We start from the raw sequence: 22,240 nt of genomic DNA, 5'->3' as shown, positions 1-22,240 counted from the left end.
GGAAAACCTTAAAAGAGGCCCTTACTAACCCCGTTCACGAACCAAAAATCCTTCTGGAGGGATTCAAAATGAGGGAGATAGTTGAGAGGGTTAAGGCCAGAACGAGCATCCCCGTTTACGAGAGGACGATAGAGAACGTTCTTTCGGCGATTCAGGCCAGCAGTGACGTCTGGCGCATCGTTGACCTCAGCGAGGAACCGCTCCCGCTCGTCGTGGCGGTTCTTGAGGCGCTCCACGAGCTCGGCCACATAGCCTTTGAGGGCCCGAACGTTATCCTCACCGAGAGCGGTAAACAGCTCGTCGAGAAGTACGGAATCGGACCGAGGAGGGACTACACCTGCTCCCACTGCGAGGGCAAGACCGTCGAGCTTTCAGCGTTCAGCGACCTGCTCGAGCAGTTCAAGGAGATAGTCAAGGACAGGCCCCAGCCGAAGCACGACTTCGACCAGGCTTACGTTACGCCCGAGACCACCGTTGCAAGGGTCGCCCTCATGCACAGCAGGGGCGACCTTGAGAACAAAGAGGTTTTCGTCCTCGGCGACGACGACTTAACCAGCATCGCCCTGATGCTCAGCGGTCTGCCCAAGAGGATAGCGGTCCTCGACATCGACGAGAGGCTCATGAAGTTCATCGAGAAGACCGCTGACGAGCTCGGCTACTCCGACATCGAGATATTCACCTTCGACCTCCGCGAGCCACTCCCCGACTACGCGCTCCACAAGTTCGACACCTTCATCACCGACCCGCCCGAGACCGTTCCGGCAATAAGGGCCTTCGTCGGCAGGGGAATCGCGACCCTCAAGGGCCCCGGTTGCGCCGGCTACTTTGGCATAACGAGGCGCGAGAGCTCCCTCGACAAGTGGCGCGAAATCCAGAGGCTCCTCCTCAACGAGTTCGGCGTCGTCATAACCGACATCATCAGGAACTTCAACGAGTACGTCAACTGGGGCTACGAGGAGGAAACGCGCGCCTGGAAGCTCCTTCCGGTCAAGGTTAAGCCGTCCTACAACTGGTACAAGAGCTACATGTTCAGGATTCAGACGCTTGAGGGCTCAAAGGGCTTCGAGGAGAGGATTACCGTCGGCGACGAGCTCTACAACGACGAAGAGGCTTCTACCACCTGATTTTCCTTTAATTCTCTTTTCTGGAAGTTGCTTTTACACAAAATAAACAAATTGGAAACGAAAGGCAAAAACTCAGCGCTTCTTCCAGACCGCTATCGCGACCAGGAGGAGTGCGCCTGCGAGGGCAATGTAAACGTAGTTAATGCTTCTCTCGTTTTCCCTGGCAACTGCTTTGAAGCCGTTTACCTCCCTAGCCATTACTGCGAGGGGGCTTTTTGAGGGATAAATCACGACGTAGCCGTCCAGACCGTTTGTGCATATCCTTCCCGTGGTGTTGCCGAGGTAGGTCGAGTTCTTAATGAGCAGGAACGTTGCGTTCGCAAGAACGACCGCCGTTCCGTTGGTTTCGGGCTCTGGAATATCGGCGTAGAGAAGCGACCTTAGGAACGCGGTGCCCCTCTCGTATATCTCAGTTTCGGTTAGGTCTGCCTCCTGGAGGGCCCAGAGAACCTTGGCCGTGGAGGTTATACCTGCTATCGAGCCCTGGGTGTATGGAAAGGCCCCGTTGGGATACTGTCTATCCTTCAGGATTTTGAGGGTCTCGTTCAGCTCTCTTTCCATTCCGAACTCTTTGAAGACAATCACCGCGTAGGCGAAGTAGTAGGTGGGCACGTTGTAGTAAACCGGGTTCCCGGTCTTCGCCTCGGTGGTTTCGAGCATCCATGTAAGGTTCTCGCTGAGGTAGCGGAGCGAGGAGCTGTAGTTGTAGCTCACGTTTAACCCTTTGAAAACCCAGACGACGTACTCGGTGTTGTAGAAGTCCCTCCACACCCCGTCTCTCTCGGTTGAGAGGAGGTAGCTGACCTCTTCACTGTAATCCTCGTCGAGAAGGGATTTGACCCTTGCGAGCTCGGCCACCTGCCAGGGAAGCAGACCGGAGAGGTTTGAGGGCAGTGAAGGAGTTCTGTTGCAGGTTAAGTAGTAGTCCGCGAGTACAACCTCCTCCCAGTTGCTTCCGGGCGTGATTTTCTGAAGGTAGGGGCACGCGATTGTTCTCATCTCCGAAAAACCGTTGACCTTTGAAACGCTCAGGAGGTCGAGAACGCGGTAGTGAAGGGTTCCCCAGAAGCCAAAGTGCTCCCTTTCGATGAGCTCCTTCCGGTATTTCTCGTTTCCGGTTGCGTAGAGGGCCATTGCAATTGAGAGCGTGTCGTTGAAGTCGTCATCCAGTTCCACCCTTTTACCCAAGTAAGCCAGCGCAAAGGCCCGATAGGCTTTCAGCCTTCCCTCGACCTTCATCTTTTCCAGGTCTTCCCAGTCCCCTAGGGCGAGGTAACCAAAAATCCTTTCAACGTCGTTCTCTGGCTTTGCCGAGAGGAGGTAGCCCTCGCCCCTGCTTATCGCTTCCTGTACCTGCTTCTTGAAACCGATGAGTTTGTCGTTGATGTAGTTTCCCTTCAGGAACTCTTTGAGGGCCAGAACCGCCAGTGACGTTCCTAGGTAGTCCTCCCATGAGCCATCGGGGTTCTGCTTGTAGATAAGCCAGTAGGCGGCGCTGTTTATCGTTGAGTTGTACCTGCCCCTCGCTATCCTCTCCCCCCTCATCAGCGCCATCATGGCCATGGCCGTGTACTTGGCCTCGTGCTCTTCCCCGTACTTGTATCCCCAGGAGTCAAAGGGAGTTCTCAGCGCCATGAGCCACTCGCATCCCTCAAGAACGCGCGCATAATCGGCGGTTTCATAGAGGGCCAGAACGGCAAAGGCGGTCTCGGGAACCGTTGGGGTGTAAACGTAGGGCTGGATTTTAGCGCTCGCGGGAACGGATGACGCCATGAGCGCGAGGATGAAAACCACTGCCAGAACCTTCCTCATGGAACCACCCCAGAAAAAGAGGGAGAACGGAGTTAAAAATCAACCGTAGTAGACCTTAACGTCGAGCTGGTAGCTGGCGGTCCAGTAGTAGGTGTTGTAGGCATAGACGAGGAAGTACCAGGTTCCCGGAGCAGGGTTGCTGTACTCAACGTGCTCGCTTGAGCCGTAGTTCTCGGAGCGGTCAACGAGGTTCTTGTTCGGGTCGTAGAGATAGAGGTCGAGGTCGTCGTAGCTGCTTCCGCTGAGGTCGCCGGTTATCTTGGTGGCACCGCTGTTAACGGTCATCTGGTGGACGTTGTAGTCGTGGTAGCTGACGCTTCCGGTGAAGGTCTTCTCATCGACGGTCGGCTGCGGCTCGGGCTGTGGCGCGGGCTCGGTTCCTCCGTTGTCGCCGCTGCTCGGCTGGCCAAGGCTGCCGTCGCTGACGACGTCAACCTGGTAGTTGGCGCTTCCGGAGTAGCTGACGACCTTGAGCGTCCAGGTTCCAGCGCTCGGGTTGTAGTAGCCGACCTTTTCGAAGCCGTAGTAGGCGGTGTAGGAGTAGTCCACCTGGTTGCCGTTCGGGTCGTAGAGATAGAGGTCAAGGTCGCTCTTGGAGTTGTCCCAGTAGAGGGTCGCGGTGACGAAGGAGGCTCCGCTTATGGTGAACTGGTGGGTTGCGCTTCCCTTGTCTGCAACGTAGCCGGTGAAGGTGAGCTTGGCGTAGCTGTCGTAGTGGGCAGCCTTGTAGGCGTTGACCCTACCGGCACCGTATGCGATGTCGGCAATCTCGTCGGGCTTGACTATGTCAGCGGTCTCAATGAGGGCCTTCTTGACCTGGTCAGGAGTCCAGCTCGGGTGGGCCTGGAGGATAAGGGCGGAGATTCCAGCGACGTGCGGGGTGGCCATCGAAGTTCCCGGAGCGGCAACGTAGTAGTCGCCTATGGTGACGTCAGTGAGCTGGGTTCCGCTGGCGCGCGCGGCGATAATCCAGTTGCCCGGAGCGACGACCTCGGGCTTGAGCCTTCCATCGGCGGTCGGACCCCTGCTGGAGAAGTCGGTTATAACGTCGTTCTTGTCAACGGCACCGACTGTGATAACCTTGCTGGCCGCGGCAGGGGAACCAACGGTGTACTTGTCAGGCCCGCTGTTTCCAGCGGCAACACAGACGACTATTCCCGCATCCCAGGCGTTGTTGACGGCCTGGCTGAGGGAGTCGGTACCGTCGGAACTCTGGCTTGAGCCGAGTGAGAGGTTGATGACCTTGATTCCGTACTTGTCCTTGTTCTCGACGGCCCAGTCAACACCTGCTATTATGTCGGATATGCTTCCCGAGCCGTCGGCACCGAGAACCTTAATGCCGACGAGCTTCGCTCCAGGGGCCATTCCCTTGTACTTTCCGTTGCTTGCGGCACCGGTTCCGGCCGCTATGCTGGCGACGTGGGTTCCGTGGCCCTGGTCGTCATAGGGGGTAGTTTTGCCGTTGACGAAGTCCTTCCAGCCGATGACCTTGCCCTGAAGGTCGGGGTGGGAGGCGTCGATACCGGTGTCTATGATGGCTATGGTTATTCCCGAGCCATCGTAGCCGAGGTTCCACATGTTGGTGGCCATAACCTGGGCGGCGGATTCGTCAAGACCCTCTGTATCGACGGCTACCTGAACCTTGTAGTCCTCCTGGATGAACTTGATTCCAGACATCTGGCTGTTGCCGAAGAAGCCCGTATCAATCATGCCCGCGATGAGAAGAAGGTCGTGAACCTTGAGCTTGACCGCTACTGCGGGTATGACGTTGTACTTGTACTTTATTTTAGCGCCCATAAGCTTGAGAACCTGAACCGCCTTCCTCTGGTCGTAGCTGTTGTCGAACATTATGACTACGTTGACCTCCTTGTTCCAGTCCATGTTCTGAACCTTCTTAAAGAGGCCAGGTGTGAGGAGACCGTAGTTCTTCTCCTGATAGGTGTTCCTAACTGGCACCGGCTTGGAAGGCGCGGCAAAGACGCTACCTGCCATTAAACCAACAAGTAGCAGTGCAACCACTACCATACCCCACTTCTTCATGGTGGCACCTCCTTGTACAGTATGCCCATATAATGGGCATCCTAGACGTTGAATGGTCTTTAGTTAAAAACTTTGCGCAACAATATACTTTTCGTATCAGTACATTGGCTCAATGTACATGTATTGGTCACACTATTGCAAAAATCCATAACTAAATGCACGGTATAACCGATGAATATTCTACAAAATCGACTCAGATTCAAGCCAAAAGAAACAACATGCCCTCGTGCGGAGTAATCAAAGCAAAAAAGAATATGTAACAAATTGGAAAAATTACAACTCGTCCAGGCCGAGCTCCTTGAGCTTCTCCTCAGGTATCTTGCCGTCCTCGGTCCAGCCGCGGAACTTGTAGTACTTCGGAAGCATCAGGTGGAGCCTGACGACGTGGCCCTTGTTCGGTCCGTTCTTGACGGGCTCCTCGAGGAGCCTCTTCGGCAGGGTGTCCTCCTTGAGCGGGTCAAGGCCCGCTTTCAGGTTGAACAGCCTCTCGGCGTTCCAGATGCGCTCGCCTATCTTGAGGTACTCCTCGGTCGAGAGGTCCCAGCCGAGGGCCGCGTTGAGCATGTCGCGGTAGTCGTCGGCACCGAGACCGAAGGTGGTGAAGACACACAGACCGGCGGCGTCGATGAGCGCTGTAAGGTCCTGGAAGAGTATGACCATCTTGACCTTCTCGTCGCTTATGTCGTGCGGGTCCATCTTGTACGGGTAGCCGAGAATCTCGGGGCTAATCATGTACTGCTTGATGTGACAGCCACCGCGGTTGTTGGTGGCGTAACCGAGACCGTGGCCCTCGGCTCCACGCGGGTCGTAAGCCGGAAGCTCTTGCTTCTTGACACCCATGAAGTACTCGACGCCGTTGTACATCTCGGCCAGGCGGTAACCGCCCTCGGCCAGCTTGTCACCGAAGCCCTCTCTCTTAGCAATCTTCTCGATGTAGTAGTGGAGCACCTCCGTGTTGCCCCACCTGAAGGGCGGAGCGTCCTCGCCGAGGTCCTCCTGCTTGAGCAGGCCCTTCTCGTAGAGCTCCATGGCAGTTGCCAAAGTTCCACCGAGGCTTATGGTGTCCATACCGTACTCATCGGCAAGGTGGTTGGCCTCGATGATGCTCGCGAGGTCGTTTATGCCGTTGTGAGCTCCCAAAGCCCAGATGCTCTCGTACTCCGGTCCCTCGGTGATGCCGAGCGTTGGAAGCCTGTTAACCCTTCCACAGCCGATTGGACAGGCGTAACAGGGCTTGTTTCTGACGAGGTACTTGGCGGCCATAGCTTCACCGCTCTGCTCCTCCGCGTACTCGAACTGGCTGTACTGGAAGTTCCTCGTCGGGTAAAGGCCGTTCTGGTTGATTATGTTGACGAGAACTGCCGTTCCGTACTTGGGCAGTCCACCACCGGCAGTTGGGTCGTTCCTGAGCTTGTCGGTCTTCTCCTTGACGACGCTCGTGAACTTCGCCCTGTCGGCAACTTCAACGCGCTTGTGGCCGCGGACGACTATCGCTTTAAGCTTCTTGCTTCCCATGACCGCTCCAACGCCACCCCTACCGGCGGCACGGTGCTCGTCGTTCATCACAGCGGCAAAGCGGACGAGATTTTCGCCGGCAGGTCCTATGAGGGCCGCACGTATGCGCTTGTCGCCTATCTCCTCCTTGAGTGCCGCCTCTGTCTCGCTTGAGGTCTTGCCCCAGAGGTGGCTAGCGTCGCGAATCTCTACGCTCTCGTCGTTGATGTAGATGTAAACCGGGTGGTCGGAAGCGCCTTCAACTATTATCGCGTCCCAGCCCGCGAACTTGAGCTCCGCTCCGAAGAAGCCGCCGGAGTTGGCCATTGCAATGTATCCCGTCAGCGGGCTCTTGGTTATCACCATGTACCTTCCGCCCGTTGGAGCGGTGGTTCCGGTCAACGGACCGGTGGCAAAAATCATCTTGTTATCTGGACTGAACGGGTCAACGGTCGGGTCCATCTCCTTGAGGAGGTAGTATATGCCGAATCCCCTCGTGCCGAGCCACTTCTTGGCGAACTTCTCATCGAAGTGCTCTTCCTTTATGGTTCCATCGGTCAGGTTCACCCTCAGAATCTTACCCCAGTAGGCGTACATACTTCGATGCCTCCAAACGCTTTGTGAATCATTTTTGTACATTGATGCTAATAAACTTGACGAAAGCAAAAAAAGGGAACAAGAATGGACATCGAAAGCACATCTGTTTAACTACCAGAAGCCCTTCATACCCTTCTCCGGAATCGGGCAGAGCACTATTCTCCTTGCCCAAAGACAGTCCGCACAGCTCGGCGTGTTGCCCCAGCAGTCGTAGTTGGTGTCCTGCACGAAGGAGCAGGACTCGTTCAGCGGGCAGTCGGTGCAGCTCGGATAGAGAGCGTTTTTGACAACGTAGCGGAACCAGCTGTATTCCCTGCTCGTCCATATCTCCGCCAGGCTCTTCTCGCGGACGTTGCCGAAGGAGTGAGCGTAGACCTTCTTCTCCCTGCCGAAGACTATCTCGGGATAGGTGTGGAGGAAGCGGTAGCAGGGAGCAACTTCGCCATCCCAGCGGACGACGGCCACCTTTTTGTCAACGAACTCGCACTTTCTCTCTGTCCTCAGGGAGAACTCGGCTATCTTGTGGAGGTAGCCGTGATATATCGCTTCCAGCTTGTCAACGATGGGCTTCATGTCAACGGAACCGTCGTAGACTATCAGCTCCGCGTGCTCCCTGGTGATTGGAATCAGGTTCGAGATGAGCAAAGTGTCAACGCCGAGGGAGCCGACGTAGTGAGCTATCTCGGGCAGTTCCTTGTAGTTCTCCTTGGTCGCGACCACCTCGACGCCGATGTGGGGGACGTTGCTTCCGAGCTTCTTCTTTACCTCCTGAATCTTCCTTATGCGCGAGCTGGTGTAGTCTGGCTTTATGTGGCCGATGTCAACGGGCTGGGTCGGCACGGAGTCAATGGAGAAGTATATGAGGTCGAGGCCGAGCTTCACCAGCTCTTCGATGCGCTTGTCGGTGAGCAGAAAGCCGTTGGTGCTTATTCCAAGGGCAAAACCGCGCTTTTTGACCTCTCGCGCCATGTCCATGAAGCGCGGATGAACGGTCGGCTCTCCGATTCCGCCGAAGTAAATCATTTCGAGCTCGGGAAGCTCTTCGGCGTCATCGAGAATCTTGAGGAACAGCTCCCAGTCCATGTCGCCCTCGGGGTCGTCCCAGTACTGCTTGAAGCACATCTCACAGCGAAGGTTACAGCGGTTGGTTATCTCTATGTAAAGGTAGTGGATGTCCGGCTTCTTGGGGATTAGAACCTTGTAGTCCGACAAATCGAAAAGGTGGTGGTCCTCCATATTCAACACCTAAGGGAGGGGTTAAGCGGAACCGCTTATAACGGTTGGTGGGCAGAAGTGGGTAAGGAGCAAAGCTTATAAGGGCTCCCCCGGTTATTCCGTCGGGATGGGCCGGTAGCTCAGCCTGGTTAGAGCGCGGGGCTTTTAACCCCGTGGCCGCGGGTTCGAATCCCGCCCGGCCCGCCATCGAAACTTTTGCCAAGCAAAAGTTTCATCAAAGTTCGTGATTCCCTTTTGAGGGACAGTTTTTAAGTGGATTTCTTTTTGAGTTTGCTTCGTTGGAGAGTGAATTCATTTAAAAGCGTCTTTTAAAGGGGTTCAAGCCTTTTTTGCGCTCCTTTGGAGCGCGGTTCAAGCAGAACCCGGGTGAAAATGCCTTAGTCCAGTGGATTCAATATCTCAAATACCCGTCGATTTTAAAATCCCTTGCAAAGAAACCTTAAAGAGGAATCACGAACCTTGGTCAAACTTCGCGTAGGCGAACAAGCTTTAAGAAAGCTTGACCAAAAGAACGCCCTTCTCATCAACGGGACAAAAAGTCACTCGTGCATTCTCGAATTGGGAAATTCAACACGAGTTTAGCATTAAAGGAGCCCCTTGAACTAGTTTCAACTCATTTTTGGCGTCCTTCGGACGCCTTCTCAGAGTGAAACACTCACCAAAGAGCAAATCAAAAGAAACTCCCCCACAATTGTTGAATTTCAAAAAGGCACATCAACTTCCGCCAGCGCTTTCGTCAGAAAGGGCTGCAATGGTGGGGCCGCCGAGATTTGAACTCGGGTCTCCGGCTCCCGAAGCCGGAAGGATAGACCAAGCTACCCCACGGCCCCATGCCCGCTCTTAAGGACTTCGCAGGGCTTATAAAGTTTACGGACTACTACGGCGGGGTGTGTGGAGTGAAGGTCAGCGTCATCGTCCCAACGTACAACGAGCGCGATAACCTTCCCGAGCTCTTCGAGAGGATTTCAAAGGCGCTAAAGGGCTACGATTACGAGATAATCGTAGTTGACGACGACTCTCCCGACGAAACCTGGAAGCTCGCCGAGGAGCTCTCGAAGGATTATCCCGTTAAGGTAATCAGGAGAACCGACGAGAAGGGCCTATCGTCGGCTGTAATCAGGGGGTTTAAGGAAGCAACAGGCGACGTTTTCGTCGTGATGGATGCGGATTTACAGCACCCTCCTGAAGTCATTCCCGAGCTTCTGAAGGCGATAGAGGAAGGTGCTGACATCGCGATAGCCAGCAGATACGTTCCAGGGGGCGGTGTTAAGAACTGGTACTGGTACAGAAAGCTCATCTCGAAGGGCGCCATAATGCTCGGCCGCCTCGCCCTCCCCAAAATCCGGGACGTTAAAGACCCCGTGAGCGGTTTCTTTGCCCTCAGGCGGGAGGTTGTAGAGGGCGTTGAGCTGAACCCGGTTGGCTTCAAAATCCTCATGGAGATTCTAATCAAGGGCAACTACCGGAAGGTCGTGGAGGTTCCCTTCGTCTTCGGCCTGAGGAAGGCCGGCGAGAGCAAGCTGAGCGGGAAGACGATGCTCAACTACCTCAGACACCTCTACCGGCTCATGCGCTGGGAGGGCGAGCTCGACAGGCTGATAAAGTTCTCGCTCGTGGGTCTCTCCGGAGTCCTCGTCAACGAGGGCTTTCTCTGGCTCTTCGTTCACCTCGGCCTCAACCGCTACGTCGCCAACATCCCTGCAACGGAGCTCGCGATACTCAACAACTTCCTGTGGAACGACCTGTGGACATTCAAAGACCTCAAAAGAAAGCCCCTCTGGAAGAGACTTGTCAGCTTCCACGTCGCGGCCTTGACCGGCGCCGTTGTCCAGTGGGCGATATACGTGCCCCTCGTGTGGCTCGGCCTGCACTACCTCATAGCCAACCTCATAGGCATCGGTGCCTCTTTCGTCGTCCGCTTCGCCGTCAACAGGCACGTCACGTGGGGCTGAACGTTCCACGATGGTTAACCTTTAATACTGGCTTTTCTCTAATTTTACGGGGGTGCGCGGAAAATGTACGTAGGCGAGCTACTCAAGGGACTCGACAGACTGCCAACGGGCGTCCCGGGGCTCGACAACCTAATCGGCGGCGGCTTCCTGCCGGGCAGGGTTTACCTGATTACAGGGCCACCGGGTAGTGGTAAGACTACCCTTGGAATACAGTTCCTCGTCGAGGGTGCCAACAACGACGAGAAGGGTCTCTTCATATCGCTCTTCGAGACCCAGGACGTTATCCTGCGTGACATGCTTCGCTATAACTTCGGAATCCTTGAGCACTTCCAGTCCAAGCGGATAGCCTTCTACGACCTCGGCGAGATTCTGCTGAGCACGAATCGCGAGCTCACCTGGGACGAGCTTTTCAAGCTCCTCATCGAGATTATCAAGCGCGAAAAGGCCAAGCGCGTTGTCATCGACTCCTTCAGCCTCTTCGAGTCATTCGTCAGCGACCCTGCGGGAAAGAAAAAGGCCCTTGGAAGGTTCGTCAGGCTCCTCCGCTCCCTTGAGGTCACGACCCTTCTCCTCGCCGAGATGCTCAGCTCTGAAAAGTACACCGACGAGTACTACCTTGCCGATGGGGTGATAGTGCTCCACCACTTCATGCGTAACTACCAGATGGTCAGGGCGCTCCAGATACTCAAGATGCGCGGCGTTCCGCACGACAGCAACCTGAAGAGGCTTCGCTTCACGACAGACGGAATAAGGGTCTATCCGGAGGCCCCGCTATGACCGAGGAGAAAAAGAACCTCCTGAAGGAGGCATATCAGTTCGGCTACTTCGTTGGCTTCAGGGGCCACAGCGAGTGGGCGGAGTGGGTGAGGCAGAAGAGGGAGGAGCTCTATCAGAAGGCTGAAGAACTCGGCATCTACGAGCTCGTCAAAGACGCCTACAGGAGAGGAAAGGAGCTCGGGAAGCGGGACAGGGAGGAGAAGCTTTACGAAAGCCTCGTGGCAAAGGTCGAACGGGAGGAGGCAAAACCCCGGCCAAAGCGCGCCGTTTCTGTAGCGGCCAGCGCCCGGCCGGAGGAATCCTCCGAACTCGAGCGCGAGTACGTTGAGTTCCTTCAGAGCACGAAGCTCACGATGCCTCCGGAGCTTTTGGATACCCTTAAGCACCTCGAGCCACCGAAGATGCTCCGGCTCGGGGATTAGCCTTTTATAGTTTCTTCTCCACGTTAATACGGTGGTCTTCATGAAGTTGTCCGACGTCCGGCTCAGCCCGGAGCGCGTTCTGAAGGAGATTTCTGAGATAGCGGAGTTTCACAGGATTCAGGGCTCGCGGGAGCTCGTTGAGAGCGTCGAGATGATTAAAGAGAGGCTCGATGGGCTCGGCGTTGAGAACAGGCTTTTACGTTCCACCTACGACGGAAAAACCTGGCACGGGACGCTGGCCTCGCCGATAGCTTGGAACCCCGTTCGCGGGGAGCTGTCCTACGGCGAGAGGAAGCTGACGACGGAGGAAAGCCCTCTCCTTATAATGGCCCACTCACCCGATGGAGAGGCCAAGGCCGAGCTCCTGCCGGTTTTCCGCGACGAGGACTGGGAGAAGGCCGAGGGGAAAATCGTCCTGGTCGGCAGGAACTGGAGAGACGCCTATAAAAGGGCCAACGAGGCCGGCGCCAAGGCCTTCATAGCCTACCGCGAGGGCACGGGTGAGTTCTATCCCTACATCGGCCTGTTTCTGACGGAGGACGACCTTGAGTGGGCGAAGATTCCCGCGCTGGCAGTTCCTGAGAGCGTGGCAAAGGATATGATTTCAAAATCTCTCAAGGGTGGCCTTGAGGTAAGCGTTTCCGTCCAGGTGGAAACCCCAGAGAGGGAAGACCTCCCGATGCTCTACGCTACAATCGGAGAAGCCCCATACATCGTCTTCTCGGCCCACATCTGCCACCCCAAGCCCGGGGCCAACGACAACGCGAGCGGGAGCGCGATGCTCATAGAACTCGCGAGGAAGCTCAGCGAGGCCTACAATGACTCCTTCCGCTTCGGCTTCGCCTTCCTCTGGATTCCCGAGTACCACGGCACGCAGGCCTTCTTTGAAAGGGTGAACCCTGAGGAATTCTACGCCAACGTAAACCTCGACATGGTTGCGGGAAGTTCCGACAGGAGCGGCTCAACGCTGATGCTCGTCAGAACGCCATTCTCACGCTTCTCCATTGTTTCCGGCCTGCTCGAACACTTCATCGGGCTGACCAACAGAAAAGGAAAGAGCTTCTCGGGAAGCGAGCTCCCGGCGATGGCCTTTAAAGCTTACCCCTACGAGATGGGGAGCGACCACGACATCTTCAACTTCTTCGGCGTTCCTGGGACGATGCCGATAACTTGGCCCGACAGGGTTTATCACTCGAGCGGGGACACCGTTGAGAAGGTGGGCCTTGAGACAATCGCGATAATCGGAAACGCGGTTCTCGTTACTGCCCTTACGCTGGCAACGGAGGACAGGGAGAAGCTGAGGCGCTTCGCGAGGGGCTACGCCATGAAGGTCCTCGGAGAGGTTTCAATGAACACTGAGACGGAGGAGAGCGAGAGACTCGTAATGAGGGGCCTCGCGAGGGATTCAAAGTTCCTCGGCTTTGAGCTCGGTTATGAGTTTGAGAGCGAACCTTGGCTCGAGTGGAAGCTCAGGGGAATCCTCAACGAGAGGCTGATTAGGCGGAACGGTGGCAACGCCGAGGAGTTCAAGAAGCTCACAGAGGACAGGAAGGTCTACGCCCAGCTTCACGAACTGCTCATGCTCTCGGAGCTGCTGCCGAAGGAGAGGGCCTTCAAAGCCCTTGAGGAGGAGTACGGCAGAGCGGATAAAGAAAAGCTTGAAAGACTCGTCGGCGTTCTCGAGGGAGCGAAAATCGTCACTCTTTCCTGAGCTCCTTCTCTATTTCGTTTATCCTCTCAAGGATGTGCCTCTTGAGGTTCTCAAGGAGCTCGCTCGGGGAAACGGCGGTGTAGGTGTAGCCGAGCCATCCCTGCTGTATTAGCTCCCTCCTGAGCATTCCCCTGCGGTAAAGGCTGAGGACGTGCTCCCGAACGGAGCGCTCGCTTATGCCGAGCTCCTTGACTATCTCAGTAACGCGCATCGGTCTCTTCTTCTCCAGGAGCAGGCGGTAGATTCTGAGCTCGGTTTTCTTGACTCCCAGGGAGCGGAGCAGGGTTTCGAGCCTCTCGTAGACGTCGCTCATCTCTCTCACCACTAATGTTCTCACCTATGAAGTTCTTTGTGCATAGGTCTTAATAAGGGTTTTCCTAAAGTTCTAGCCTCCCGAGGTAGAGGCCCTCAGGGAGGAAGAGCTCAATCTCCCTCACTTTCCTGAGGAACGGGACGAGTTTAATTCCTTCCCTCACGTCGAAGCCCTCAATGTATGGATTGACCGTCGGGAGGACGAGGAATTCATTAACCCTCGCGAAGACCTTCACCTTCCTCGCAACACCGCCGGACTTCAGGGTGTAAGCGGGATGCGCGTGGCCGAGGAAGGCCTCCTCGAACTCTATCTTTGGCAGTCTCGTGTGGCCGTGGAGGAAGAGCTTCCCGTCGAGCAGTAAGTGCTCTCGAACCTCGACGTTGGGGAACTTCCCGGTTACCTCTTCGATTCTTCCGTCGTGATTGCCCTTGGTCACGATTATTCTGACGTCCTTCAGCGCCGAGAAGAAGCGCAGGAGCATTTCCTTCAGGCGGAAGCTCAGGCCGAGTGGTTCTTTCACGTCGCCGAGGATTATCAAAGCGTCGGCACCGCTTTCCACGATGAACCGAGCCAGACTTTCCTCAAAGCCCGTTCTAATCCTCAATCCCCGGGAAAGCTCGAAGCCTATATGCGGGTCAGCTATCAGAAGGGTTCTTCCGAGGGAGGTGTCGAGCAAAAGGGATAAACTCTCAAAGTCGGAAAAAGGAGACATAAAATCACCGGGCTTCAGATGAGCCCGCGCTCCTTCCTGCGCTGCCTCTTGAGGCGCCTAATCCTCTTCTTAATCCACTTCCACCTCATCCTTCCCTTCTTCTTCCACTTCCTTGGGCGTCTCTTCATGAGCATCACCCCTGAGTTTCTCTCCGGGGTTAGCTCCGGGAGTCCCTTTTTAAGCTTTTCCCATCGGGTCGAGAAGCCCTCTCGGCCCTCCAATCGGGGCGTGAGCGGTTCAGAAACTCCTTTCGGTTCGCGGTATTTTTCTCGATTTTATTTCCTTTGTTCAGGTTTTTAAAGTTGCTTCACCGGATATTTTAGCTTTGCGTTGTTGAGACTATCGCATTTGGCAAACGAGTTGTTTTTGCATGGGTTATAAAAAGTTCGGCCCATAACCGTCGCGGACACGCTTCGTTTCCGCCTCCGCTAAGCTTATCTATTCCGGGGCGAACTTTATGGGGTGGTATCATGAAGGTCGCCTACGTCCAGATGGAGCCGGCTTTCCTCGACCCCGAAAAGAACTACTCTAAGGCCGAGAAGCTCATCGGCGAGGCTGTTAAGGAGGGAGCAAAGCTCGTCGTTCTGCCCGAGCTCTTCGACACCGGCTACAACTTCGAGAGTAAAAGCGAGGTTGCTGAAGTCGCCGGCGAGATTCCCGACGGGCCGACGACCGAGTTCCTCGTCGAGCTCGCAAGGGAGAATGAAGTCTTCATAGTTGCGGGAACGGCCGAAAAGGACGAGCGCGGGAACCTCTACAACTCGGCGGTTGTGGTTGGGCCCGTCGGCTGGGGCTACATCGGGAAATACCGGAAGGTTCACCTCTTCAACCGCGAGAAGCTCTTCTTCAGGCCCGGGAACCTCGGCTTCCACGTCTTCAACATCGGGGTCGCGAAGGTCGGGGTGATGATATGCTTCGACTGGTTCTTCCCCGAATCCGCCAGAACGCTCGCCCTGAAGGGAGCTGAGGTAATAGCGCACCCGAGCAACCTCGTCATGCCCTACGCCCCGAGGGCAATGCCTATTAGGGCCCTGGAGAACCGCGTTTACACGATAACGGCCAATAGAATCGGCGAGGAGCGGGGCTTGAAGTTCATCGGCAAGAGCACGATAGCCTCACCAAAGGCCGAGGTTCTGGCGATGGGAAGCGAGGATAGGGAGGAGGTTGCCGTCGTTGAGATAGAGCTTGAGCTGGCGAGGGACAAGAGGCTGAACGAGCTCAACGAGGTCTTCAAGGACAGACGGCCACAGTATTACGTCCTGTAAGGCTTTCCAAGGTAAATTATATCGCCGACGTTCACAACGCCGTGCTCGCCTTTCCTTATTATCCTGGCCTCCTCGAAGAGGGCCTTACCGATGCCGGCTAAGCCAGCTAAATCCCAGTAGCGCGTCTCGATTTCTCCAATCCTCTCCCAGCCCGGCAACTTGTAGTAGCCCCTCCTGATAACGCCCCTCATCGGGTTGTAGCCTTCATCAAGCGAAATTACCGTGTAGTCCTCGCCCCGAACTTCCGGCACAATCTCGCGGTAGGCTCTCCTGTAGAAGAACGTCCCAAAGCGGTCCATCTCTTCAAGCAGGAAGACCCCGTCGCCTTCGAGAACCCTCGCGACGTTCCTGAAGAGTTCGGCCGTTTGAAACGGGTCGAAGTGGGGCATCGTGTATCCAAAGATTAGGGCTATATCGAACTTCCCGAGCCTTCTCAAATCGTCGAGGCAGTCCATAACGGCTCCGTAAACCTCCCCGCTCACCCACTCCTCGACGAGGAGCAAATCCTCTTTCCTCTTGTCAACGACCGTCAGGGAAGCCTCGTAGCCCCACTCTCGGAGCGTCTCATAGAGTGCTCCACCGGCTATACCCGTTCCGGCGCAGAGGTCAAGGATTCTAAGCTTCCTCCTCTCGGGGAACAGGCCCTCCTTGACGGCCCAGTTGAAGAAGGAGCGCAGTCCGATGAAGCGGTTTTGAGCGGCCTCGCTCTTGGGGTCCATGAAGGTTCTCAAATAGCGGTAGAGCTCCTCCATCGTCCCACCGTTGAACGTTCTCGCGGATGGTTTTAAACCCATCGAAAGGCTTAAGAGCTTTGTCAACTTACATAAGTTGACAGGGTGGTGGTATGAAGCTCGACTGCTTTCCGTTTCCATCGGCCGGAAAACCGCTGGCCCTGAGGGTGGTCGGGTGGCTCTTGATAGCTGTCTCCCTTCTGACAGAATCTGGAACTGCGTTCCTCGCCGGGGTTGTTCTCGTAATCGCCTCCACCGGGAGGGACGTCGTAATCGACGGGAGTCTGGTTTTGAGGTACGCCCTCTTCAAAATCCGTGTCTCTGACGTTGACGAAATCCTCTGCCTGAGCGAGCTTGAGCGGGGGAGGCTGGTTAAGTGGATGACTCCCCTGATTCTGGAGCCCTTCTTCCTCGTCCTGAGTCTGCTGATTCTTTTGAAGAGAGGGGCAGAGGTTTCCATGCTTCTTCCCGCTCTCCTCTACTGGATAGCCATGTACTCCGAGATGTTAATCTTCCCGCTGAAAGTGCTGAAGGAAAGGCTTGGTCTCTCGCTTCTCGTTCCCCTCCTGGTGTCGCTTCCCTTTGTTCTCGTTAACAGAGAAGCCCTTCCCGCGATGCTCTTCGTCTGGGGTACTGGAACACTCTCGCTCATGAACCTGCTCCTGAGGGACGGCGTTGTGATACGGGCGGGAAGAAGGAGCTATCTGCTCCTCTGCGGTGACTCCAGAAGGTTGGTGGGGGTGCTGGCCAATGCCCCTCAGGATGATTGACCACCCCGTGATGCTCCTTCCATTCATCCTGCTTGCGGTCTCCTTCCTCTTGGGTGATAACGTCGGCTGGGCGCTCATGGCGCTCGCCTTCTGGCTCGTGGTTTACCTGTCCATGACCAGCGATGCCAGAATCGAGCATGGCCGGATAGTTGTGAGGATTGGCCGGCCTGTTCCGCTTTCGAGGAAGGAAGTCCCTCTCGATGAGGTTGACGAGGTGATTGTATGGTCCACTTTGGCGGACATTGGAGTGAGTGGCTACTCGCGGGGGCCATAGGGGGACTGTATCTCTGCTCACTGCTGACCGGGATTGAAACTCTCGCAACCCTAGCGGGAGCTCTCTTCTGGCTCAGCCTGCCGACCCTGCTTTTCGGTAGACGGGTGAAGGTCGATGGAAAGAGGCTGGTTCTTGAAATCGGGTGGCCCGTTACTTTGTTCCGGGTTGAAATAGCCCCGGAGGAGATTATAGAGGTCGTTGACCTTGAAAGGGCTGAGGGCGTTCTTCCACTGAGATACTCCAAGCCCGCTATTCCCCTAACGCTCCTCTGGATTGGTGTGGGAACACTCGGATTTATTATCGACCCCCGCTGGTCTTTCGTGTGGTTCGGGTGGGTGTACTGGGGGCTCATGACACTCCTACCGTTTCTGTTCCCCAAGAAAGCCAAGAGGTGGTGCGTGCTTACAATCTTCGCCCTTGGTATCATAATGTCTGGCTTGGCTCGGTGGGTTGGGGTTGAGGATTACCCCCTCTACGTTCTCGTGACCATCGTGATAGGGTTCTTCTACCTCACGGACTTCAGGGAAAGGACTGTCGTCATTGTAACGGAAACTGGCACTTACTTCGTCTCCTCTCTCAACGAAAGCGAAATAAGGGAGTTCATGGAAAGCCTCAAAATGCTAGTAAGCGGTGGTTCGAATGTTCCGGCTCCCTGAGGCGATGGAGCGAGTCTGGCTCATGAAGGCCAGGGGTATGCGCGAGGTGGATATAGCGGGGGAACTCGGGGTTTCAAGGCAGGCCGTCAACAAGGCCCTGAAGGACGCCCGGGTGAAGCTCTTCGAGGCCTTCTTTGGCCTGGCCGAGGTCTTCTCGTGGGAAATCGCCAGGGTCAACGCGGAGAAGGGCTTCATGGTCGCGAGGGGCCGGTGCGCCGGGAAGAACGTACGCGTTTACGCCTTCTACCTTCCGGGAAAGGGGGTCAGGGCTGTCTTTGGGGAGGATTTCCCGGACTACATCCTGAAGCACGCGGTCGAGCTGGGAATCGTTGACGAACCCGAGCCGAAGAAGCTAATCAATGCCCTTGAGAGCTAATAGTAACCCTCCTCGTAGGCGCTCGTTAGGGAGACGAAGGCCGCGTAGAATACCGCGCCCAGAGAGACGAGGAGCATGAGGACTACGAGGAGCGGGCTCGTCCCGGGCTTTAATGCAGCAACTGCCAGCTGAAGCGCTACCATCGCCGATACCACCGTCATCGCCCTCGCGAAGCCGAGCGCCATCTTCCCCTTGAACTTGGGAGCGAGCTGGAAGACGAGGGGCCGGGAAACGAGAACAGTAAGCGCAAGGAGGAAGAGCTGGATGCTGGCGACCAGGAGAATCCCCGGGTCCCTCGGGACTTCCCCTGTGAGAATGAGCGTGAAGGAAACGCCGGCGAACATGAGCTGAAGGATGAGGTACTTTCCGACCCTCGGGGGTTCTATCCTCCTCCCGGGTTTCTCCGATGCCTCTTTGGAGAGCTCCTCAAGTTCGTACTCGCGCTTTGCCACGAGGTAAGCGAGCAGGACGGTTACGCCGAGGCCGAGGGCTACAACGGCCATGAGCCAGGGCATCGGGAAGAAAGGCGAGAGAATGACGAGCGCCAATCCCGTCAGAATTGTTCCAATTCCGGAAACGCGGTTGGCTTTTCTCCGCGCCCGCTCCGAGAGGTAGGTGTAGCCTATCCTGAAGCCTATCCCTGGCTCGCCCTTGGACGTGAAAGTCAGGACTCCCGCGATTATAAGGAAAATGCCAAGGAACAGCCCATAGAGGATTCTTAGGAGCTCATATCCGTTCATCCGGCCTCACCGTAAGGAGTCTGTAAACCGCGAAGAGAAGGACACCGAGGAAGAGGATTGCCCCGTAGGTTATTGCGTTGCTCGGGAGGAGTCCCGCGTTGTAGAGAAGGGCGAGTGTGAAAACGAAGACCATTCCGCCGCTCAGGAGCGTCGTGAATCCGCACCACGCCCTCAGGCTCTTCGGGTAGAAGGTGACCCTCGCGAAAAATCCCGGTTCCTTGGCCGGAATCGTGAGAACTAACGGAAGAAGCCATGCCAGTATCGGAACGCCAACCATCCCCCAGAACCTGCTCGAATAGCTGTCCGGTTCTCCTCTCGTGTTGAAGTGGCTGGCAACCCTCTCCGGAAGTCTGTCCCACAGGAGGGCAACCAGCAGAAGGTAGAAGGTCAAAAAGCCGAGCTGAAGGAGGAGGTAAGACTTTACACTCGTTTCTCCCAACTCGTTCTTCACTTCACTTTCACCTGCCGTAGGGGGCTTTTCGGGGGCCTCCTTGGAGAGCTCTTCGAGCTCGTACTCGCGCCTCGCCATCCAAAAGCCGAGGAGAACTTCAGACACAACGAAAGCTACCATTATGAGGATAAACACGTTCATCGAAATGCCGTAGAGCGCCAAAACGAACAGGATTAGCGAATACGCTATTGAAAAAACTCCCGCGAAGGTGTTCACCTTCTCCCAGACCCTCTCCGAGTGCCAGGTGTAGCCTATCCTAAATCCTATCAGAACGTTGCGCCTTCTTCGAAAGACAAGGGTCAGCAGTCCACCGAGGAGCAAACTCAGAGAAACAAACACCTCAAAGGCCTTCTCGTTCATTCCAACCCCTCCAGCCTCTCAAGGGTTCGTTTAATCCTCGTTACCTCCTCCCTCAGCTCCAGCAGAACTTCTCCCCCGAGGTCTGTGAGGCGGTAGTACTTTCTCGGCCTTCCGCCCACCTCCACCCAGAAGTCCTCAACGAGCTTGTACTTCTTCAGGCTCTTCAAAATGTCGTAGAGGGCACCTTCGCTCGGGACGAGTTTGCCGTCGCTCAGCTCGCCGAGCTTTTTCCTTATAGCGTAGCCGTGAAGCTCGCCCTCCTTCTCAAGGAGCGAGAGGACTAAGTAGGAGTAAAGTCCGGAGCGCAGGTCCTTTTTGAGCTTCCGCAGGGCCTTTTCCTTACCGCCGCCGAGCAACTTACTGCCCCCTCGGGAGATTGGAGGAAAAATAAAAAGGTTCACCACCTTACTTCTGGCTCCTCGCTTTCAGTCCTTGCCAGCGGGAGGAGTTTCGGGAGTATCGCCAGGGCCGTGAGGAGCATCACCGCGTATCCTGCAACAAGGACAGCGGTCGAGGGATTAACGTGCCAGTAGGCCGCTATGCTGTCCGTTAGCCAGTGGACGAGCACCATCGCGAGCAGGGCCTTTCCACCCCAGCCGTTTCTGTAGGAGTATGCGAAGAGGGCCGTCGTTGAGGCATGGAAGAGGAGCGCGAGGGTCCTTTCGAAGAGGCCCAGGAGAGAGCCGCCGAAGAGGGCTGAGATTGTTGCCACGTAGATGGCTTCACCGAGACCAAAGCCGGCCCCGATGTAAACTGCCCTTCCGAGGGTCTTGTCGCGGGAGAAGTAGTACTTGAGCGGTTCCTGAACCAGACCCGCAATCAGGCCGCTCCAGAGGACGGCAAGCACCGCGTTGCTTATCCCCGCGTATCCGGGAAGCATTTGCAGAGGGGGCTGGACGACCAGCACCGGGAGTATAAGGACGGCTCCAAGGATGAGCTCCCCAGCATGGAATTTCCTTAGGTAGGCCCAGAGGAGCAGTAAACCGAGCAGTCCGCCGAGAAGCGGGTAGAGGGCCTTCTCGGGGTTGAATTTGGGGGCAAAGTGGAAGCCTTCAACTTTTCCATCCTTTACCGTCACGCTCACCGTGTAGTTGCCTTTCTCGGCTATGACGCGGTAGTAGTAGATTTGATAACCGCCCTTTTCCTCAGTTTTCTCAAGCTCGTAGCCTTTAACCGGTCCGTATTCCTTCACCATTCCTTCCCGGATTGTACTGAACGTCTTTTCGGTGAAGGCCTTCCTCATGTCCCCGCTGAGGTACGGCTCAACCAGGGAGTAGTTCCCAGTCTTCCAGGCTTCCATCATGGCCTCCTGCGGCGTCAGCGCCGAGACGTAGCCAAGGAAAAGCAGAAAAACGAGAACCGCCAGAAGGCGCTTCATAAGCATCACTCCGGCTCTATCACAACGGCCGTTCCAAAGGCGTAGACCTCGGCCATCCTTTGACCGACGTTAGAGGTCATGAAGCGCATCCCAACTATCGCGTTTGCGCCCATTTCCTCCGCGCTCTGAATGAGTCTCTGCAGGGCTATCTCTCTTGCCTGGGCCATCATCTCGGTGTATTCCTTGACTTCGCCTCCAACGAGGTTTCTCAGCCCCGCCAAGATGTCCCTGCCCAGGTGGGTGGCCATAACTACGCCGCCCCTCGCTATTCCCTTGACCTCCACAATCCGATATCCTGGAACGGTTTCGGTAGTTACAACAATCATACCAATCACCTCGATGCATCGAACTTCGAGGTATAGTTGAGCTCAAGAACATAAAAACCTTGCGCCGGAAGAAAAAGAAGGGAATGGCCATTCAGGCCTCGTCGTAGTAGATGGTGTAGGTCATGGGGTCGTCGTAAACCTCCTGGGGGGCGACAGCGTAGAAGTACTTCCAGCTCCAGGCCCCGTCGTTCTCGTCGAGGTTGACCTGGAAGTTGCTGGCGACGAGATAAGCCGCCCAGACGAGCTGGGAGCAGTAGTATTTGTCGTCGTAGACCTTCGGCTTGCTGAAGTAGTCGTAGTTGTAGGGCTTTCCAAGCTGCTGGTAGGCAAAGGCGACCGCCTTCTCCCTTATAGAGTCGTCAACTCTGACCCTCTGGAGGGCAACGGTTTGGTACCTGCTGAGGAAAACCCTGAGGGGAGTTATTATGACTCCCTTTCCGATTTTAGCCTCGATAACCATCCAGTCGTTTATGCTCTCGTTGTACCATGCCACTATAGCAACATGAACCCAGTAGCCGGGAATCAGGGCGTTGAAAAGGTCCGGGTTGTGGCCGTACACGAGGTCTCCGGGCTTCACGTCCGTTGGGTACGGGTGCTCGTAGGTCTTGGTGTTCCATATGTAGTTCACAAGGTCTCCGGCACTGGCCGCTGGCAGGCTGGCGAAGAGAACCAGAACCGCCAGGGCCATTATTCCAGCCCTCTTCATTCGACCACCTCCTGATT

Annotated in this window: 23 protein-coding genes and 2 tRNA genes; 11 read left to right on the top strand and 14 right to left on the bottom strand. The window is 55.8% G+C overall.

Features of this window, described 5'->3' with window-relative positions; translation table 11 throughout:
• Window positions 1-68 precede the first annotated feature (68 nt).
• The gene (gene bpsA, locus E3E30_RS07210) at window positions 69-1,124 is read left to right on the top strand and encodes a N(4)-bis(aminopropyl)spermidine synthase (protein ID WP_167729065.1); all 1,056 of its coding nucleotides are present in this window, start codon (window positions 69-71) and stop codon (window positions 1,122-1,124) included.
• A gap of 72 nt (window positions 1,125-1,196) precedes the next feature.
• Here the strand turns inward: bpsA and E3E30_RS07205 are convergent, their stop codons facing one another.
• The 4 genes from E3E30_RS07205 to E3E30_RS07190 form a co-directional block, all read right to left on the bottom strand.
• Window positions 1,197-2,936 (bottom strand): hypothetical protein, encoded by a 1,740-nt coding sequence (locus E3E30_RS07205; RefSeq protein WP_167729064.1) that lies wholly within the window; start codon window positions 2,934-2,936, stop codon window positions 1,197-1,199.
• A gap of 39 nt (window positions 2,937-2,975) precedes the next feature.
• Window positions 2,976-4,976: a S8 family serine peptidase gene (locus E3E30_RS07200; RefSeq protein ID WP_167729063.1), complete on the bottom strand. Its 2,001-nt coding sequence runs from the start codon at window positions 4,974-4,976 to the stop codon at window positions 2,976-2,978.
• Between the two features lie 273 nt (window positions 4,977-5,249).
• The gene (locus tag E3E30_RS07195) at window positions 5,250-7,067 is read right to left on the bottom strand and encodes an aldehyde ferredoxin oxidoreductase family protein (RefSeq protein WP_042692450.1); all 1,818 of its coding nucleotides are present in this window, start codon (window positions 7,065-7,067) and stop codon (window positions 5,250-5,252) included.
• 111 nt (window positions 7,068-7,178) lie between these two features.
• Window positions 7,179-8,303, bottom strand: a complete 1,125-nt coding sequence (locus tag E3E30_RS07190) for a tungsten cofactor oxidoreductase radical SAM maturase (protein WP_167729362.1) — start codon at window positions 8,301-8,303, stop codon at window positions 7,179-7,181.
• A gap of 108 nt (window positions 8,304-8,411) precedes the next feature.
• On the opposite strand from E3E30_RS07190, the gene E3E30_RS07185 reads away from it, so the two are divergent.
• Window positions 8,412-8,489 (top strand) — tRNA-Lys (locus E3E30_RS07185).
• Between the two features lie 566 nt (window positions 8,490-9,055).
• Here the strand turns inward: E3E30_RS07185 and E3E30_RS07180 are convergent.
• Window positions 9,056-9,133 (bottom strand) — tRNA-Pro (locus tag E3E30_RS07180).
• Between the two features lie 66 nt (window positions 9,134-9,199).
• On the opposite strand from E3E30_RS07180, the gene E3E30_RS07175 reads away from it, so the two are divergent.
• The 4 genes from E3E30_RS07175 to E3E30_RS07160 all read left to right on the top strand — a co-directional run bounded on the left by E3E30_RS07175 (window position 9,200) and on the right by E3E30_RS07160 (window position 13,165).
• Window positions 9,200-10,255 carry a glycosyltransferase family 2 protein gene (locus E3E30_RS07175; protein WP_042693341.1) on the top strand — a complete coding sequence of 352 codons (1,056 nt, stop codon included), beginning with the start codon at window positions 9,200-9,202 and terminating at the stop codon, window positions 10,253-10,255.
• A 63-nt stretch (window positions 10,256-10,318) separates the two neighbouring features.
• Window positions 10,319-11,032: an ATPase domain-containing protein gene (locus tag E3E30_RS07170; protein WP_042692453.1), complete on the top strand. Its 714-nt coding sequence runs from the start codon at window positions 10,319-10,321 to the stop codon at window positions 11,030-11,032.
• Window positions 11,029-11,454, top strand: a complete 426-nt coding sequence (locus E3E30_RS07165; protein ID WP_167729062.1) for a hypothetical protein — start codon at window positions 11,029-11,031, stop codon at window positions 11,452-11,454. Before E3E30_RS07170 ends, E3E30_RS07165 begins: the two co-directional genes overlap by 4 nt.
• A 40-nt stretch (window positions 11,455-11,494) precedes the next feature.
• Window positions 11,495-13,165 (top strand): DUF4910 domain-containing protein, encoded by a 1,671-nt coding sequence (locus E3E30_RS07160; protein WP_167729361.1) that lies wholly within the window; start codon window positions 11,495-11,497, stop codon window positions 13,163-13,165.
• Here the strand turns inward: E3E30_RS07160 and E3E30_RS07155 are convergent.
• Both E3E30_RS07155 and E3E30_RS07150 read right to left on the bottom strand, forming a co-directional pair.
• Window positions 13,152-13,478 (bottom strand): transcriptional regulator, encoded by a 327-nt coding sequence (locus E3E30_RS07155; RefSeq protein WP_042692462.1) that lies wholly within the window; start codon window positions 13,476-13,478, stop codon window positions 13,152-13,154. The two genes, E3E30_RS07160 and E3E30_RS07155, sit on opposite strands and share 14 nt — an antisense overlap.
• A gap of 64 nt (window positions 13,479-13,542) precedes the next feature.
• The gene (locus tag E3E30_RS07150; RefSeq protein ID WP_167729061.1) at window positions 13,543-14,190 is read right to left on the bottom strand and encodes a metallophosphoesterase; all 648 of its coding nucleotides are present in this window, start codon (window positions 14,188-14,190) and stop codon (window positions 13,543-13,545) included.
• A gap of 470 nt (window positions 14,191-14,660) precedes the next feature.
• Between E3E30_RS07150 and E3E30_RS07145 the strand changes: the two genes are divergently transcribed.
• The gene (locus tag E3E30_RS07145; RefSeq protein ID WP_167729060.1) at window positions 14,661-15,455 is read left to right on the top strand and encodes a nitrilase; all 795 of its coding nucleotides are present in this window, start codon (window positions 14,661-14,663) and stop codon (window positions 15,453-15,455) included.
• On the opposite strand, the gene E3E30_RS07140 is transcribed toward E3E30_RS07145, so the two are convergent.
• Window positions 15,443-16,207 (bottom strand): class I SAM-dependent methyltransferase, encoded by a 765-nt coding sequence (locus E3E30_RS07140; protein ID WP_167729059.1) that lies wholly within the window; start codon window positions 16,205-16,207, stop codon window positions 15,443-15,445. The two genes, E3E30_RS07145 and E3E30_RS07140, sit on opposite strands and share 13 nt — an antisense overlap.
• Window positions 16,208-16,299: 92 nt before the next feature.
• On the opposite strand from E3E30_RS07140, the gene E3E30_RS07135 reads away from it, so the two are divergent.
• The 4 genes from E3E30_RS07135 to E3E30_RS07120 are packed head-to-tail and all read left to right on the top strand — an operon-like array spanning window position 16,300 to window position 18,262.
• Window positions 16,300-16,956 (top strand): hypothetical protein, encoded by a 657-nt coding sequence (locus E3E30_RS07135; protein WP_167729058.1) that lies wholly within the window; start codon window positions 16,300-16,302, stop codon window positions 16,954-16,956.
• Complete coding sequence (locus tag E3E30_RS07130; protein WP_167729057.1) at window positions 16,937-17,230, top strand: hypothetical protein; 294 nt, start codon at window positions 16,937-16,939, stop codon at window positions 17,228-17,230. The genes E3E30_RS07135 and E3E30_RS07130 overlap by 20 nt, the downstream gene beginning before the upstream one ends.
• Window positions 17,179-17,886, top strand: a complete 708-nt coding sequence (locus tag E3E30_RS07125; RefSeq protein ID WP_167729056.1) for a hypothetical protein — start codon at window positions 17,179-17,181, stop codon at window positions 17,884-17,886. Before E3E30_RS07130 ends, E3E30_RS07125 begins: the two co-directional genes overlap by 52 nt.
• On the top strand, window positions 17,870-18,262 hold the full coding sequence (locus tag E3E30_RS07120; protein WP_167729055.1) for a hypothetical protein: 393 nt from the start codon (window positions 17,870-17,872) through the stop codon (window positions 18,260-18,262). The genes E3E30_RS07125 and E3E30_RS07120 overlap by 17 nt, the downstream gene beginning before the upstream one ends.
• Here the strand turns inward: E3E30_RS07120 and E3E30_RS07115 are convergent.
• The 6 genes from E3E30_RS07115 to E3E30_RS07090 form a co-directional block, all read right to left on the bottom strand.
• On the bottom strand, window positions 18,259-19,002 hold the full coding sequence (locus E3E30_RS07115) for an SdpI family protein (RefSeq protein WP_206205117.1): 744 nt from the start codon (window positions 19,000-19,002) through the stop codon (window positions 18,259-18,261). The two genes, E3E30_RS07120 and E3E30_RS07115, sit on opposite strands and share 4 nt — an antisense overlap.
• Window positions 18,989-19,813 (bottom strand): DUF1648 domain-containing protein, encoded by an 825-nt coding sequence (locus E3E30_RS07110; protein ID WP_167729054.1) that lies wholly within the window; start codon window positions 19,811-19,813, stop codon window positions 18,989-18,991. The genes E3E30_RS07115 and E3E30_RS07110 overlap by 14 nt, the downstream gene beginning before the upstream one ends.
• Complete coding sequence (locus E3E30_RS07105; protein ID WP_042692493.1) at window positions 19,810-20,169, bottom strand: PadR family transcriptional regulator; 360 nt, start codon at window positions 20,167-20,169, stop codon at window positions 19,810-19,812. The genes E3E30_RS07110 and E3E30_RS07105 overlap by 4 nt, the downstream gene beginning before the upstream one ends.
• Before the next feature lie 41 nt (window positions 20,170-20,210).
• Window positions 20,211-21,197 (bottom strand): DUF3887 domain-containing protein, encoded by a 987-nt coding sequence (locus E3E30_RS07100; protein ID WP_167729053.1) that lies wholly within the window; start codon window positions 21,195-21,197, stop codon window positions 20,211-20,213.
• Window positions 21,197-21,517 (bottom strand): heavy metal-binding domain-containing protein, encoded by a 321-nt coding sequence (locus E3E30_RS07095; RefSeq protein ID WP_167729052.1) that lies wholly within the window; start codon window positions 21,515-21,517, stop codon window positions 21,197-21,199. Before E3E30_RS07095 ends, E3E30_RS07100 begins: the two co-directional genes overlap by 1 nt.
• Window positions 21,518-21,608: 91 nt before the next feature.
• Complete coding sequence (locus tag E3E30_RS07090; protein ID WP_042692501.1) at window positions 21,609-22,223, bottom strand: YiiX/YebB-like N1pC/P60 family cysteine hydrolase; 615 nt, start codon at window positions 22,221-22,223, stop codon at window positions 21,609-21,611.
• Between the last annotated feature and the right edge of the window lie 17 nt (window positions 22,224-22,240).

The sequence above is a fragment of the Thermococcus sp. 9N3 genome, from assembly GCF_012027685.1.
In the GTDB taxonomy this organism is placed as follows: domain Archaea; phylum Methanobacteriota_B; class Thermococci; order Thermococcales; family Thermococcaceae; genus Thermococcus; species Thermococcus nautili.
The sequence above is the reverse complement of the archived record's forward strand: the minus strand, read 5'-3'. Positions and strand labels throughout refer to the sequence as shown.